Genomic DNA, 15,736 nt, shown 5'->3' with positions numbered 1-15,736 from the left:
TTAAGAAGATCAATTGCTGAAACACACCGGAGTTTTTAATCGGTTTGTATCCGGTTTACACACTGTTTTATAGTACATCAATTTTATAGCACATCAAAAAGAGGAATGTAATGGCACTTTTTCCATTTTCTATTGCTGATATCGATGATCCTGAACATATTCGTGTGGTGCTTTATGCCAGCGGAAGAATGGGACATGCTCCTTTGAATGCATTGTTGAAACAAATACAGGAAGGTATGACAAAAATCTCGCAGCGCTTAGATGCTTTGGAACAACAATTGAAAAAAACAGATCTTGCCAATGACAAACATAAACAAGTTGTTTAAGAGAAGGATAAAAGCAGAGCAGGACTTTTATACAATAACTGTAGACAGTCGTGAAGGTGACATAAATGGCCGTGGAAGAGGCGTAATAACTGATAATAGCATGAAAACTTCTGGTATTAAAGGATACGCTTTATCTAGCTTTAATGCTTCAAAAAAATTGAAAGATTAAAAAGATAAGCAGTTGGAATTATTAAAGTTTATAAAGAAGAAATAAGTTAGTTGCTGATAGAGCTATCGCAACCAGTGGTGTGAGTAGCAAAGCTAAGCGGAAGCAGTATATTCAATAGTAGATAGCCGAAAAACACATTCTCGGTAAAAAAGATTGTGGAGCATGAAAGAATAAAAAAACTGCTATGTATAATCCGGATATCAGTTAAAACTTTCTAGTTTACATCTTCGATATGAACTCTAGAGACCGTAATGTATTTGCATCTTTTTAAAAAAGATAAAAATTTCAAAAAAATAATTAGTGTGCATGAAACAATGGCGAATTTCTACGGGAAAGTATATTGTAAAGGACCCTCTTGATTGGAGAAATTCATCATAGATAAGTTGGGGATCCTTCTTGTACGAAAAGGGACGGTTTGTACGGCTTTTCAAGACAAACTTCTGTGGTAAAAAATTTGAGCACAATGTACGTAAAGTTATAAGGAGAGAATTGAGCGGTTTTTAATCGGTACACAATTTGCTGTGTCTGTGCCTTCTTCTATGAGAAAAGAACACAGGCTTTTTTTCATCATTTTTAATTCTTCAAGCATTAGGATTTCGAAGAATTTCAAACCTTGGTTCTTTTGTTAAGGCAACCCCTTTAGGGTGCTTAACGGCGGCCTTGACAAAAGAACCAATAGGGTTTGTTTTATCATTTTGTTATTCTATGTTTTTCAAAAAGCTTAAGGAATAGATTTATGGCTGAATTGCCAAAATAGACTAAAGCAAAAGCAAATTCTTATAAAGCCATGTTCACTTCTATGATTGAGAACGGATGGTGGGGTGGTTATAGCAAATTTGAGAACTCAAGCTGCAATTATCTTTTCCTCTTCTCAAGAGAGTGGAACAGCACGCGCATAACAATTTATCGCCATTATTCTTTTTTCTATCAATCTATACCAATAATATGTTGCTTCTCTTTTCTCTGCCAGATACCTTTTTCGCGCCTCAAAAGTTGAGGAATCTCACTAGAAAATTTTATTTCTTGAGAAAGAGTATGGATTTTATGATGGGTTTTATCATTTTTCCGTAAGGAGAGCTGCAATTAAAATAGAGGCTTTCGTTTAAAGTTTTTTTCTTGCGCATCAAGAAGGATCTAAAGAAAAAGAATTGCGATTGCAGATCTCATCAAAACTATCAGTATTGATGGATGGCATAGGTTGCGATGACCATTGTTGCAAGGTCTTTTATGTCTTGGCAGAAATAAGAATTTGTGAAGCGTGTCTTTTTCATGCCCATGATGGTTTTGAGGGTCATAAGGGGTGAATTTCCTTCGCTGTTTATTAAAGCGTTTTCAAAATTATAGTTTCTTCCAAAAGCCATGATCACACTTTGGCTTCCAAGGAGGATAGCACGGCGCACATTGGCAATAGCTGTGTTGTTTTTTGAATGAATCCCGTTGGTCACATAAGCAGATTCTCGTGAAATAACATCACGAGTATATACCAAGCGCATCTTCAAAAAGAGGGTGGTTTTGGTTGTGTGACATTCTTTCATTTGCATTTTGAATATCTTTCCAAAAATTGAATCCAGTGTCCTTTTGTAATTGTGTAACTTGGGTGGGGTGGAGTTAGAAAACATAGAATTTTTTTGTTGTTGATATGTATCGGATGAATTGAGGAATATGCACGTTTAGCATACGTAATAGCTTGATCGATAAAGTTAAGGTTGAAGCTTGTGTTATTGCGGACCTGTTAAATCTTCATCCTTGAGAATTCCATGAGGTCGTATGATGCGTTTACTGATCTGAGCAGTTGGCTTATTAAATCCGTAATGGACGGGCTTGAGCCTTAAGCTTTGTTTACTAACGTCCATACTATAATGCGGTGTAACCACGGACTTGAATAAAAAACATCAGGCTTAGCAATTCATTGTATGAATCAATAAGCTGACATTCAGCTTCTTGCGCATTCATACAGTATTTGTTGGGCGATTGGAGTAAATATATCAGCTTTTCGATTTGCACTTTATCATATAAGCGTGGCTGTTTGTTTCCTGTCCATGTGTCTTCTGTAGCAACATCCCTCTTTAATGCTGGAACAAGTGAGTTAAATAGAGACAGTGGTTCCAGATTCTTTTTCACTTTTCTCTTTCATTTGGATGATACTGTATTTAGTTTTATCGCCTAAGAAAAAAGCAATGTTGCTCCGGTATTTTATATTTTTTACCGTCATTTAAAACGTCTCTCTTAAAAAATACATAATGACGAAAATCAGTTTCTAGGTGTCTTTTTGTTTTGTATTTTGGTTGGGGAATAGGGAGATTTTCACTTTTCTTACTATGCTATAAGGGTGGCTCAGTTCTACTAAAAAGTCCATAATAAAACTGGGATATCTCTCTTTTTTCTTTTAGTAGAGAATTCTTGGTGAGAAGATGAGCATTTATAAAAGAACGCGTTTTATTTGTATTGATTTTAATGGAACAATGTGGAAGGCAGAAAAATTTTTTTCTAATATTACGAAAAGTAATGGGGGCACTAGAGTGAGAGTGGCTCTCTTAAATACGGGGATGGTATCACTGTAAAATAAGGGCGTTTATGTATTGGTTTGTTCTGATAATAAAATCCATTCTATTGCTTGTATAGGATTTTACATCAATAAACTCTTATGATAATGCCTCTAGAGCCTTTTCATAAAGGAGATGAGAAGATTTTCAACAAGAATTTCAAATACCAAAGAGAATGAAACATTTATGATGTAAATAAAAAGGAGTATTTTAGCATAAGGAGAAGGAAAGGTTACGGCCGAATATACCATATGCATTGATACTTCTCTCGTTTTTTGCTGTCAAAAGCTATCTTCAGATGTTAAAGGATATAGTCTTTATGGAAAAAAGAATCCGCGCAAGACAAAAAGCTTATTTCAAAAAATTATATCGTAAGATCGCTTTTATTTTCATGCTGCTTTTTTGTATAGCGGCGTTTTGTTTTTTTGTTGCAAAAATTATCAGCTATTTTTCTGCCCACAAACCAATAGTACAGCAAGCTCCCGTTGAACTAACCATTCCAGTCTTCGATTTACGCGTATATTGCAAAGAAATTGCTGCTTCCGTTATACCTGATATGAAAAGAGAAGTTTATCAGAATTGTATTCATTTGGAAAGTGAAGCCTATTTTCATATTCGTGATATGTGGGATAAACTTTCCGATACGGTAAAGAAAAAATGTATGACAGTAGTGCGACCGGGGGATGGAAATTATTTTATTTTAAGGGATTGTTTTCTCAGTGAAAAAGAGGGTACAAAAGATAAGGTACGCAATCACTTTTAAATTTTTACTGCGAAAATTATTTTTACATGGCAATTTAAGAGTATGCAAAATGTAATACAAAATATAAAGGATTATGGTGATTGTTTCCGTAACTGTCTCTAATATTCGGCTATGTGCATTTTACGCCAAGTAAATCTGAATACTCATGGTATTTTGGCGAATGACATTTTGGCGAGCAGAAATCCTTTTCATTGTTGAATGAACACTCGCTTCTCTTTTGTAATTTTTCTTTTTATACAACGAGTTGCAAAACATTACAAAGAGGAAAAGACAAATATTGAACCTTGTTTACTTTCTGCATGGAGTATCTTTCTTAGAGGAATGAAACAGGAGGCAAAACACATTTTTGATTTTTGTTTAGCAGGCATGGAGGTCGTTAATTTTCTTGTCGTGAAGTTGTGTATTTTGCCTCTGGAAGTCGCTTCAATATAAACCATAAAAATACCGTATTATTGTTGATAAAGAGAGATGTTTTTGTACTTTTTATTGTGTGCGTTAGGTGGCAAGAGCAATATTTTTGTTTGTTACATCTCTTTGTAGTAAGGTTCGTGGTTTTAAGCCTCTTGTTATCGCTCCATGAGTTTCCGGCAGCTTCTCTTTGTGGCTGTCGGGAGTGGTGTTTTTTGTAGGGGTTTTTCTGGTCTTAAGCTATTTGCTCTAGAGTAGAGCGCGTTACCTTCTGTATTCAGCTAAAAAGAGATTAAAGCTCTTATACTTAAAACGAGAAGAGGTTTTGTGTAAAAAATAAGCTGTTGGGGTGCTCAGATTATCGGCCAAAACATCGAGTGTAGGATTTTGATGATAATTGAGTTGTTGGCAATAAGGGCCATATATCTCGCACATTTCAAATAAAATGCTCTCGGGAATGTTTTCGCTTGTGTAGGTGGAAATGTGCTGCATTGGTTGTGTGGAGTATGCCAGAGGATGCTGCAATAAAAGCAAGAACAAACTTTTAGAGTTTCGTGCGGTTTAAAGCTTCGTGTCTTTCTGTCGAAAATGTTTGGCCAATAGGGTGTTTGGCCAGTGGGTGTTTGGCTAGTGGGTGTTTGGCTAGTGGGTGTTTGGCTAGTGGATGTTTGGCTAGTGGATGTTTGGCCAGTGGATGTTTGGCCAGTGGATGTTTGGCCAGTGGGTGTTTGGCCAGTGGGTGTTTGGCCAGTGGGTGTTTGGATTGTCAGATGTTTCAAAAAATCTTCAACAATATTTTTAAGCTAAAAGCTAATAATTTTGGTCTATCAAAATGGAGGGTTGAAGATATACCGAAACGACTAAGAGGGACAGCAAAATCTTTAAATTGTTCGGTTTATTGTTGTTGGGCATCACAAAAATGCGCAAAAAAAGGAAAGCTTTTTTGTTCGCGAGGGTACTGGCTAAATGCGCAAAACGCTGTGCTCGTTTTGCAAACAAAGTTTCCAAGTTAGGTAGTATGACGAAAATTGAAGAACCCATTGTATCATTTTTCTTCATAAACTTCGAATTTTTTTGAGGCGCTTCTGAAATTCTTTGCGCGCCAAGCATGTTGGTCGTTTTTTTCTATAAGCTTATAGCTTTTTAGTGTTTCTATATTTGGCTTTTACATTGCATTTATTCTCAATTAAGGGTTCAATTTATTTATAGATCTTGTGATGCTAAACCAGAAATTTGTAGTGTGGTTAGTGGATTTTTGTAAGAAGACTAATCGGTTAGCGATCATAGGACTTGAATAGTGTTTGTTGTTAATCTACTTATAAAGTTAGGGGCTTTTGCAAGAGAATAGTGGATTATTGTTCACAAAGGGGTTGCTTTAGCACAGAAGAAAGGCTATGTTCATAGGGTGGATATGTTTGTGCAGTAACTCATGGGGAATGGTGCTTGTGAGTTCGATGCGCGAGGGGGCAAGGAATATCGGCATTTTTAGAATCGTTGGTTTTAGAACAAAAAAGAGAGCTGCTATTGTTTTCTAGAATAATTTGTTTGTTCGTTGGGAGCGTTCTATGCTTGTTCTCGTTTTTTGTTTTTCCACAAGATGGTTATTTTTTTAGTAAAATATGGTCTATTTTAAAAAAATACTTGGCATTTTATGTGAACATGACTAGGTTTCTACTGGTTAACAGAGGAATGGGGAATTTTAGGATTATGATTTCCCTGATGTTATTGTGATTTTCAGAAAATATACAGTATATCAAGTATTGATAGGTATCAAAATATCAGTGGATATTATTTGAGTAAAATAGGATGCAGATAGTCTGATAACCGTATTTTAAACATAATCAGTGTTATCAGAAAATAATGCAATGAGAAAAATCAATTAGGATACACACACTCCAAAAAGGGATAAAGATGAGGCCACAACAAAATAGACGAGTACGCGGTCGCAATAATAACAATAACAGTAATAACAATAACAGTAATAATAATCGTCGCGGTCCTAACCCCTTGTCTCGGAATTATGAAAGTAGCGGTCCGGATGTTAAGATTCGCGGAAATGCTCAACAGATTGCCGATAAGTACATAAGTCTTGCGCGTGATGCACAAGGTGCTGGTGATCGTGTTATGTCAGAGAACTATCTACAACATGCGGAGCACTACCTGCGTATTATTTTGGCAGCGGTTGGTCAAACGCCTCAAAATGCTCGACGTGATGAGAATAATGAGCGAGAATACGGTGAAATAAACGCTGAAGATGAGAAAAAAGATACTGTCGCTTGTGACACGGACGCATCACAAACACCATTGCAAAAAAATGGTCATGGTCAATATGCTAAGGCACAAAATGGCTATGTGCGTGAAGATGCATTAGAAACAAATACTTTGTCGGGTGAGGAAAGCGCTCAAGAGCAATGCATTGCTGAAGAAAATGTTGAACCTGTCAAAAAACCACGGCGAATTTCACGGCGACGCATTGTGCGTGCGCAAGAAGAACCAACCCTTGAACTTTCAAATTTTGAACTTTTGCGGGCAACGTCAGAAATTTCTCAGAATGAGGATGTGTCGACGGAAAAAGTTGCCTCTCTGACTATATTAAATAAAGAGGTGCCAAGAAAACCACGGCGTCGTCGGGTGACAGCCTCTTCAGCAGAGGAAAATGCGTAAAGCAAGGTACGATGTTTTAAGTATTGGTGGAGAGCCTTGTTCTCTTAACGGGGTAAGGGGGTGGATGTTTCCTCTATTGTTTTAACAGAAAGAACGGTGATCAGTGCACCGGTATGATAATTGTAAATCATAAATTTTGTTTGCCCGTCTGGTGTTAAAATTTTCAATACGATATTATGCTCTGAGAGGCTTTGCGACAAAATCTGTGTGTTTTTCGGTAAGGAAAGCGTGTGGTGGATAACTTCTTGATTTGTATTGTGCGAGGAAAAAAGGTTTGTTTGCTTTGGAGCTGAACTCGGTGCTATAATTTTGTAGATAACTCCAAAGAGTACGGCAAGAATAAGAATGAGCGTTATTGAAATAGAAATAATCATGAGACGCATGAGCTTTTTTCTCACACGTTCTACAGCTGGGTCTAAGGGTTGATCTTGAGGCAGTGCACATTGCTCTGTGGGATGGTCTTTTGAAGTCTGAATTTGTTTATGATCCATCATGCTACACTCTTCCGTGGATTGTTTTTTTAGAGCTTGATGGGTTTATGCTTTTAAGGTTTTTTATGCAAGAGGTTTATAGAGAAAATTCCTAAAAGCGGGGATGGGGTGGGAAGGTATTTTCTTCGTGAATCCTAGACTCTTTATCATTCATATTTTGGCTTTTAAGCAGAAAATTGCCTCGGTTGGTTACGTACCAGATCAACTTTACTTCTTGTTGATGTAAATTTGCCTGTACCTTTGTGCATTGGGCAAAGATTTGTTGCCCATAAGCTGTAAATTTTTTTATTGAGGGTACCATAGCTTGCTCACATGCTTGAGCTGTTGAGAAGGTTTTGACCATTGTCTTGTTAGAATAGCAACTGTTAAAATCATCTGTGCATGCAACCAATAAGAGGATAAAAATGAGGGTATTCATAAAAATATTTTCCAAATAAGAGGTTGACAACATAGAGCCTAATTTGTCAGCCTGGTGGCGTTATTCTTTACGAATAAACGTTTTTTAGAGGGTCAGGGTTCCGCTAGTTTGGTTGTGCTAGTTTGGTTGTGCTAGTTTGGTTGTGCTAGTTTGGTTGTGCTAGTTTGGTTGTGCTAGTTTGGTTGTGCTAGTTTGGTTGTGCTAGTTTGGTTGTGCTAGTTTGGTTGTGCTAGTTTGGTTGTGCTAGTTTGGTTGTGCTAGTTTGGTTGTGCTAGTTTGGTTGTGCTAGTTTGGTTGTGCTAGTTTGGTTGTGCTAGTTTGGTTGTGCTAGTTTGGTTGTGCTAGTTTGGTTGTGCTAGTTTGGTTGTGCTAGTTTGGTTGTGCTAGTTTGGTTGTGCTAGTTTGGTTGTGCTAGTTTGGTTGTGCTAGTTTGGTTGTGCTAGTTTGGTTGCGCTAGTTTGGTTGTGCTAGTTTGGTTGTGCTAGTTTGGTTGCGCTAGTTTGGTTGTGCTAGTTTGGTTGTACTAGTTTGGTCGTACTAGTTTGGTTGTGCTAATTTGCCATGACGTAACTAGATTTTAGAGGCTAAATTTTAAGAAATTGATTGTGTGGAAAATGTCTTTGTGCTGGGCAATGGATGTTATGAGAACAACAGGGTGTGTGTTGTGCTTTTTCATATTGTGGTATTTTAAACGCTCTTTTTAAAAAAAGGTATCAAAATAAGTTTCAGGAACACGCAAGCAATAAATAATCCCTGTTTCTGTTAATTGTAAAGAAGCAGAACCATTTACAGAAACAGGGACAATCTTTTCTAAGACAGCGCTGCCAAAACAGGCTTTATTATTGCTTGAAAGAGGTGTTTGCGCTTCAAAATTTTCATTCCAAGTGATGATGAGTTCCATTTTTCCATTTATTTTTGTATGGATTTCACAGCGTACACAAACGCTTCCCTTTTCTTGTGAGAGAGCGCCAAAGGAAAGAGAATTGACAATGAGTTCATGAAAAGCCAAACCAATATGCAAAGCCGCATTGGGAAAAAGATAAGGATCTATGCCTTCAAGTGAAAAACGTTTTGTTTCTTTTATCAAATAGCCTAAAGCCTGCGTTTGTATTAATTCGCGAAATTGAGCACCGCGCCAGTCGGAATCGGTGATGAGATCTTGAGAGTGAGAAAGAGAATGAAGTCGCCCTTGAAATTTTCGTAAAAAAACCTGAATCGATTCAGTATAACGTGCGGTTTGGCTGGCAATACTTTGAATGATGGCGAGAAGATTTTTAGAACGGTGACTTACCTCCCGAAGGAGTATTTTTAGCACTTGTTCACGGCGGCGTAATCCTGAAATATCAACACCGGTGGTGATAATACCGATAATGTCTCCATTGTCATTGCGATGGCAATCAATAGAAAATTTGTACCAAGTCGCTTGTTTGGCCATATCTTCAAACCGTGCTTCAATGGTCTGCATTTTGCCGGTGGCTAAAACTTGCAATTTGATTGTTTCCATATTATCTGCAAGTTCAAGCGAAAAAAAATCACCGTCACGACATCCCACCCGCCATTTGTTGTGTAAATGTTGCGGCAGGTTTTCAGCCCATAAATAATCCAGGTTTGTTGTCTGATAGAGAACACAAATATCAGCACCACGGATCGCTTGCATGAGAGCGCTAAGATGCGATGTATCTATGGGTGGCTTTGGAAGAGACATAACCATCATGATAAAGATGTTAAACTGTTCTAGGCCGCTTTAGAGGCATTCTCTTGAAAAAATAAAGCTTGTGAAATAAGCGCTTTCACCATATCTGGATTAAAGGGTTTGGTAACTAAAAAAGTTGGTTCTGGACGTTCTCCAGTTAATAGCCTTTCAGGAAAAGCGGTGATAAAGATCACTGGTATACGGTCATTTTGCAAAATGTCATTAACTGCATCAATGCCGGAAGTGTTATCGGCTAATTGAATATCAGCTAAAATCAATCGTGGCTTTTCCTTATGATATATGGAAACAGCTTCATCACGGGTGCGTGCAATTCCTACGACCTGATGGCCCAAACTTTCTACCATTTGTTCAATATCCAGTGCAATGAGAGGCTCATCTTCAATAATCATCACTTCAGTGGCAATTTGTTGAGAAATATCCGTCGATGCTTGGTTGAGGAGCTCGCGGAATTCTTTGGTATCAAGAGCCATGACTTCACGCGCTTCTTGTTCGTTAAAGCCTTCAACAGCAATTAACAAAAATGCTTGGCGTGCACGTGGGGTGAGATACGATAATTTGGCACTAGTTTTTTGTTCAATACCAAATTGTGGCAGTGGCTCGGGGATATTAGGTGTAGTTTGGTCAAAAAGATGGCAAAAAAGCCAATAGGTACCAATGCGGTCGCTGGACGTTTTGGGAAAAATAGAAATATCTGCAATAAGTGCTTCCAACATCGCGGAGACATAAGCATCACCAGATGCTTGGCTGCCGGTGACAGAGCGGGCAAAACGCCGAAGATAGGGAAGATGCGGGGCGATGCGCGTGGATAATGACATAATCTATAACTCCTTTGACCTTTTACAAGCATTTTATTGATTGAAATCCTCAAGAGAGGAAAAAGTTCCTCTTTCCATATGGAACTTTTTTCATACAACCATATTTACAATTATTAGGCGAAAAATTTTATTGTTGCTACTTATAATATATGGATTAGGGGGATAAAAAATGAACGACCGTGATGAAAAAAATCTCACCAATCATTTCACATTTGGAGATGATCTTCTCGGGGTCAATTGCGAAGTAGCACGGAAGTTACGCCAATTTTACATGGAAATTCAAGAAGAAGCACTGCCTGTACGTTTGCTGGAACTTTTGGATAGGTTGGAGCGAGCAGAGCAATTTAGCTTAAATAATGCAGAAAAGGCTTGAATCCACTATGGCAGAGAGCGTAAAAAACTTTAAACAGGAACTGCTTTTGGTTCTGCCAGCTTTACGAGCTTTTGCTGTTTCTTTAAGTGGCAAGCACGATAAAGCTGAGGATTTGGTCCAAGATACACTTATGAAGGCATGGGCTAAGCAAGACAGTTTTGAAATGGGAACTAATCTCAAAGCTTGGCTTTTTACGATTTTACGCAATGAATTTTACAGTCAAATGCGCAAAAGAGGAAGAGAAGTTCAAGACAGTGATGGTGTGTTTACCCAAAATGTGGCGATTCATCCTGCTCAATATGGATCGCTTGATTTGCAAGATTTTAGAAAAGCCTTAAATATGCTTTCTTCTAACCAAAGAGAAGCCATTATTCTCATTGGGGCATCGGGTTTTTCTTATGAAGATGCTGCAGCTATTTGTGGTTGTGCTGTTGGAACAATTAAAAGCCGTGTCAGCAGGGCGCGTAATCGCTTACAGGAACTCCTCAAAGTCAATGGTGAATCTGATTATGGTCCCGATATTTATTCCGCTGGAAGTACATTATGTTCATTTAATGGCTAAAAAGCATAATAATTATGATGGATAGCCTTGTTTTTTTTATTCCCGTTATAGCTATTAAAGTAAAATTTGGCATCTGAGGAAATTCAGAGTGTTTGGTATTGTGTACCCTTAGGGAAAATAAGAAAGCCTGTATGAAAGTATCTGGCAGGCTTTTTGCCTTGTGTTCTATAAGGGAGCTTTCCTTTGTGCTGAAAAATGACAATTTTCAGGTTTGCCGATGGAAATTCTATGACAACAAAGACGAATTTGCTTTCTCAAAGTCTCTCTTCTGATTCAAGCATATCAAGCTGGCGTTGGATGACAATTATCGTTTCTCTTGTTATGGCCCTTTTGGCATCAGTTTTTATTATGCTGCTCTCAAATGCTGTTGATCGAGAAGTTGCACAGTTGAATACAAGTTCTGAATTGCGCGAACAAGCTGATTTGGTGCTCATTAGTTTGATCGATATGGCTGTCGCTGACCGCAGCTATGCGAAAACTCACAATGCGGAAGACAAAGCACGCTTTGAAAATGCAGCGCGTGAGATTGACGATCTTCTCGAGTATACGGCGTTTCTTGTTTATGCCCATCCGCAGTGGTATGAATGGTTTACGGCTTTTAAAAACGAGGTCGAAGCACGCAAAGCTTTTATGAATGCCCATATGATTGCCATTGATACACTTCCTGATCAATCTTCTCAACCCTCTCTCTCTTTGGAAGTCCCGAAGGTTCAAGTGGCGCGTTTAGCACAACTGATGACAAGCTTTATGAATGGTGATGATGTGGTGCGACAAAAACAGCGCGAAGGTATAGCGCTTATGCGTTCTGCTTTAACATTGGCAGCAATTGTTTCTGTGGTAAGTACCTTTATTTCCGCTTATTTTGTCATTAATCGTTTTCAGCGTGATATACGCTCTTTAAAATTGTATCAATTGCTGCTTCATAGTGAAAATGTAGCTTTGGAAGCGCGTGTGAAAGAACGGACGCAAGAATTGGAAAGAGCACGTAATCACGCCGAAAAAGAACGTCAACGTGTTGAAATGTTATTACAGGATGCAAGTCATCGTATTGGCAATTCTCTTGGCACGGTCTCTTCTTTGCTCGGGCTACAATTAAATCGGAGTAAAAATGAAGAAGTACGTGCTGTTCTTGGCGCTGCACGAGACCGTATCCAGACAATCTCCACAGCACATCGGCGTTTGCGCTTGTGTGATGATATGGAAACAACTTTATTGGCAGAGTTTCTCAGTTCGGTGGTGCATGATGTTGAATTAGCAGTGCCCTTTGAATTGCGCGGAAACATCACCATTCACACGAACTTTAAAGAGTGTCACTTGTCTTCAAGAGATGCAACAACACTTGGGATTATTCTTGGTGAATTGCTGACAAATTCCTTAAAACATGCCTTTCCTGATCAGCGCTCTGGTCATATTTATATCTCATTTGGGCCTCAAGAAGATGGACAATTGATGTTGATTGTCGAAGATAATGGTGTGGGTATGAAGCACCAAACAGCAGAGCAAAAAGCAGGTCTTGGCCGTTTGGTTATCGAACAACTTTGTATGCAGTTTGGTGAAAAACCAGTTTTTGAAACTTCTACTTTGGGGGGAGCAAAGGTCACAATCCCTTTACCAAAACTTAAAACAAATGATTCAAATGATTCATCAGCTCTTTCTTAAAAGGGGATGTTAAAATCCCCTCTGTTTATTAAGGTTAAGAGAAACAAATATCTTTACAAATTGCTGCAGCTTTCGAAGAATTCTGTGGAAGTGCCTATCATGCCTAAATCCTCAATCAAAGTGGGTTTTCCTGTTCTTCCATTGTAAAATTTAACATGTATATCTTTCCCCCGCACATTGACGAGGTAATAATCTCCCTTGAACAGTGCTCCCGCTGTGTATACAGGGATATTACCGAAGACTTTATCATTTTGTGCGCGACAATAGCTCTGATAATGGGTGTGTCCAGCAAAGATTGCTTTGACATTATGAGAGGTAATGATTGACTTAAATGCCAATAGATCTTGAGCCTTTTCGGGTTTAAGAAAATGTGAAGGACCATCGGGAAAAAATGGGCGCGCATCGTGGAAGTTCATAATTGTAATTTTCCCTCTAGCGTCAGCTGCAGCTAAATCTTTTTTTAGCCAATCCAAAGAGCTCTTAACATGGATATTCGTATCGCTTTGTTTTAAATGGGCTGTATAAGTTGGGTAATTGTGAAGTTGCACATAGTGAATATCTCCATAATCCCATGAGTAACTGAAACTTCCTTCTATAAAGTGAACAGATTTGTTAGAAGCGCCAGTCAATTTTTCCGTGATATCTTGATTGAAATGAGGAAGATCATTGCCGTATTTTTTTATTTCTCTCATCATCCTAGAGATGGCGCTTATCGCACACGCATCGCTTGAAGAATTCATTTCTTCAGGAATCGTACATTTGCCAATATTATCAGCATAATCATGATTGCCGAGCCCTTCATAAACAGGAACGCCAAGTTTTTTGTATATGTTTGCATAATCGTCATAAGTTTTTTTACGCCCAAAATCGGTTAAGTCACCATTGACGATATAAAAAGCTGCCTTCTGTGATTTTATTGCTTTTGCGATTTTTTCATTTTTACTAATCCAGAGCGCTCTGTTTGCTTCCGAATTTGGATCACCATAATCCAAACGCCACGGTTGCGGATCAGCCATGATGATAGCAGTATAGTTCTTTATGGAAGTTTTTTTTCTTATGTTCGAAGATGTTCTTGAATTATTACGAGAGCCTGTGTCTTTTTGTTGTGTAATATCTTCTTTTTGTTGTGTAATATCTCCTTTTGTTTTTCCAAATACAAAAGTTGTATAGTTAAAAATTGCTAAAGCAACAACCGTTATCGTTGTATATTTATATTTCATAAACTTACTTCTCCAATTATTATGCTGCAGACACTTATAAATATATTTAAAAATACTTTTAGATACAAATATTTTTTACGGTTTTTATTTTAATTGATGTCTGTATTCCTAATTAAAGTTTCTCTCCAGATGTTTTAATAGATCCAAAAGAACTTTTTATCATATAATTTGTTGTATTGTTTACCAGACAGTTTTGGATTATTTTTGCGCTTTATTCTTTTCCTTATCGAGCGTTTTATCTTTTGACGACTGCTTCAGAGTAAAAATGCTGTCTTTAAAGCGAGCACGAAAGAAAAAATAAACACAAGAATTGGAAAGAGAACGCAATCACACAGAGAAAAAACGTCAATGTGTTGAAATTTTATTGTAAAATACTAACCCTCGCATTAGCAATTCTCTTAGGTAGGGTGTCTTCTTTGCTTGGGCTATAATGAAATCGTAGTAAAAATGAAAAATGGCGTTTTTGTTTTAGTGAATCACTACGATGTGTGAAAGCTTTTATTTGGTTCAAGCGTCGCTACGTACCGCGAAAGTTATAATTTTCTACACCGCAGCAGCGCAGAACTTTAAATGTGCTTGTCATAAAAAAACGCTTTTCAAAGCGATAATTCTCCAAGATCTCATCACTTATCTCACCATTGGCGATATTTTAGTTCTCCAGAGGTTCACGCACGCATTAAGCTGGCTTTCGGCTTCTTTTATTTTATCTAGCGTTGCTTTGGTGGGCAAAAGCTGAAAGGCAAAATACTGCAAATAGGGAGATATGTGTGAAACAAAAACGTTTCATATGAATATTTCTTCTTGGTTTTTATGGGAAATTAAAAGACGCGTCTTTATAAAGAATTATATGAAATTTTTCTTCAATTATTTATTTTGCCAACATTGGCCCTCCCTTATGTCAAGAAATCTCTCTAAGTAAAGAGTCTAGCGGTGTGTGAGATTTTTGCAGGTGTTTATTTGTTTTCGTAAAAACACAAGAGGGGGGTGTTTGTGTATTTTGATTTTTGGTATGTTTTGAAATATCTGAGGATGGTTTCAGGAAGCATCTTCTGATGGTGTCATCGGACTGTTTATCAAAGAATCAATATTGTTTTTTTCGCGCAAAAATGCTTGCAGGTCTTGATTGGTTAAAGCTTTACTGTCAGGTATACGAATGCGCATGGGATCAACTTTTACACCATTGACAATGATTTCAAAATGACAATGGGGACCGGTTGCCATTCCTGTTGTTCCGACATAGCCAATGACTTGCCCTTGTCGTACTTTCACGCCGGGTTTGATGTCTGGTGCATAACGACTTTGGTGTGAATAACTGCTGATATATCCATTGCTGTGTTGTATTTCTGTATGGTTTCCATAGCCACCGGTCACACCCAATCTTGTGACAATGCCATCTCCTACAGCAATAATAGGTGATCCTTTTGGAGCAACCCAATCAACGCCCGTGTGCATGCGAACATACCCTAAAATAGGATGTTTGCGTGGTCCAAAGGGGGAACCAAAAACGCCATTTGGGGTGGGTTTGCGGAGCAAGAAAGGTTTGGAGCTTTTTCCTTCTGAATCATAATAATCAACAGTTCCGTTTTTTGATTGATAACGGTAGTATTTATA

Annotated in this window: 14 protein-coding genes and 1 pseudogene (1 of these 15 cut by a window edge); 7 read left to right on the top strand and 8 right to left on the bottom strand. The window is 38.0% G+C overall.

The annotated features are described in order from the left end of the window. Positions 1-110: 110 nt before the first annotated feature. Positions 111-326 (top strand): hypothetical protein, encoded by a 216-nt coding sequence (locus V4P57_RS06965; RefSeq protein ID WP_455465838.1) that lies wholly within the window; start codon positions 111-113, stop codon positions 324-326. A gap of 1,344 nt (positions 327-1,670) precedes the next feature. On the opposite strand, the gene V4P57_RS06960 is transcribed toward V4P57_RS06965, so the two are convergent. Both V4P57_RS06960 and V4P57_RS06955 read right to left on the bottom strand, forming a co-directional pair. Next, positions 1,671-2,036 carry a phage capsid family protein gene (locus tag V4P57_RS06960; RefSeq protein WP_455465837.1) on the bottom strand — a complete coding sequence of 122 codons (366 nt, stop codon included), beginning with the start codon at positions 2,034-2,036 and terminating at the stop codon, positions 1,671-1,673. 313 nt (positions 2,037-2,349) lie between these two features. Beyond that, positions 2,350-2,616 (bottom strand): hypothetical protein, encoded by a 267-nt coding sequence (locus tag V4P57_RS06955; RefSeq protein ID WP_455465836.1) that lies wholly within the window; start codon positions 2,614-2,616, stop codon positions 2,350-2,352. A gap of 741 nt (positions 2,617-3,357) precedes the next feature. Here V4P57_RS06955 and V4P57_RS06950 point away from each other — a divergent pair. The 3 genes from V4P57_RS06950 (at position 3,358) to V4P57_RS06940 (ending at position 6,873) form a co-directional block, all read left to right on the top strand. Next, positions 3,358-3,801, top strand: coding sequence for a hypothetical protein (locus V4P57_RS06950; protein WP_455465835.1), 444 nt, complete (start codon positions 3,358-3,360; stop codon positions 3,799-3,801). A gap of 1,023 nt (positions 3,802-4,824) precedes the next feature. Continuing rightward, entirely contained in the window at positions 4,825-5,016 is a 192-nt protein-coding gene (locus V4P57_RS06945) for a hypothetical protein (RefSeq protein WP_455465834.1), read from the top strand. A 1,104-nt stretch (positions 5,017-6,120) separates the two neighbouring features. Further along, positions 6,121-6,873 carry a DUF4167 domain-containing protein gene (locus V4P57_RS06940; protein WP_455465833.1) on the top strand — a complete coding sequence of 251 codons (753 nt, stop codon included), beginning with the start codon at positions 6,121-6,123 and terminating at the stop codon, positions 6,871-6,873. Between the two features lie 44 nt (positions 6,874-6,917). Here the strand turns inward: V4P57_RS06940 and V4P57_RS06935 are convergent, their stop codons facing one another. The 4 genes and pseudogenes from V4P57_RS06935 to V4P57_RS06920 form a co-directional block, all read right to left on the bottom strand. Next, the gene (locus V4P57_RS06935; protein WP_455465832.1) at positions 6,918-7,367 is read right to left on the bottom strand and encodes a hypothetical protein; all 450 of its coding nucleotides are present in this window, start codon (positions 7,365-7,367) and stop codon (positions 6,918-6,920) included. Positions 7,368-7,417: 50 nt separating this feature from the next. After that, positions 7,418-7,782 (bottom strand): annotated as a pseudogene (locus V4P57_RS06930) (hypothetical protein). A gap of 700 nt (positions 7,783-8,482) precedes the next feature. Further along, positions 8,483-9,496 (bottom strand): sensor histidine kinase, encoded by a 1,014-nt coding sequence (locus V4P57_RS06925; RefSeq protein WP_455465831.1) that lies wholly within the window; start codon positions 9,494-9,496, stop codon positions 8,483-8,485. A gap of 20 nt (positions 9,497-9,516) precedes the next feature. Next, positions 9,517-10,311, bottom strand: coding sequence for a response regulator (locus tag V4P57_RS06920; RefSeq protein WP_455465830.1), 795 nt, complete (start codon positions 10,309-10,311; stop codon positions 9,517-9,519). Positions 10,312-10,480: 169 nt separating this feature from the next. Between V4P57_RS06920 and V4P57_RS06915 the strand changes: the two genes are divergently transcribed. The 3 genes from V4P57_RS06915 (at position 10,481) to V4P57_RS06905 (ending at position 12,905) form a co-directional block, all read left to right on the top strand. After that, positions 10,481-10,684 carry a NepR family anti-sigma factor gene (locus V4P57_RS06915; protein WP_455465829.1) on the top strand — a complete coding sequence of 68 codons (204 nt, stop codon included), beginning with the start codon at positions 10,481-10,483 and terminating at the stop codon, positions 10,682-10,684. 7 nt (positions 10,685-10,691) lie between these two features. Further along, entirely contained in the window at positions 10,692-11,246 is a 555-nt protein-coding gene (locus V4P57_RS06910) for an RNA polymerase sigma factor (RefSeq protein WP_455465828.1), read from the top strand. Between the two features lie 228 nt (positions 11,247-11,474). Beyond that, positions 11,475-12,905, top strand: a complete 1,431-nt coding sequence (locus tag V4P57_RS06905; protein WP_455465827.1) for a sensor histidine kinase — start codon at positions 11,475-11,477, stop codon at positions 12,903-12,905. Between the two features lie 53 nt (positions 12,906-12,958). Here the strand turns inward: V4P57_RS06905 and V4P57_RS06900 are convergent, their stop codons facing one another. Both V4P57_RS06900 and V4P57_RS06895 read right to left on the bottom strand, forming a co-directional pair. Further along, positions 12,959-14,125, bottom strand: coding sequence for a metallophosphoesterase (locus tag V4P57_RS06900; protein ID WP_455465826.1), 1,167 nt, complete (start codon positions 14,123-14,125; stop codon positions 12,959-12,961). 1,035 nt (positions 14,126-15,160) lie between these two features. Next, positions 15,161-15,736, bottom strand: partial view of a M23 family metallopeptidase gene (locus V4P57_RS06895; RefSeq protein WP_455465825.1) — the 3' portion only. 1,431 nt of this gene lie beyond the right edge of the window; the window shows 576 of its 2,007 coding nt (coding positions 1,432-2,007); its start codon lies off the right edge, out of view — the gene reads right to left on this strand; it ends in the stop codon at positions 15,161-15,163.

The organism is Bartonella sp. B39, assembly GCF_053795145.1.
The sequence above is the reverse complement of the archived record's forward strand: the minus strand, read 5'-3'. Positions and strand labels throughout refer to the sequence as shown.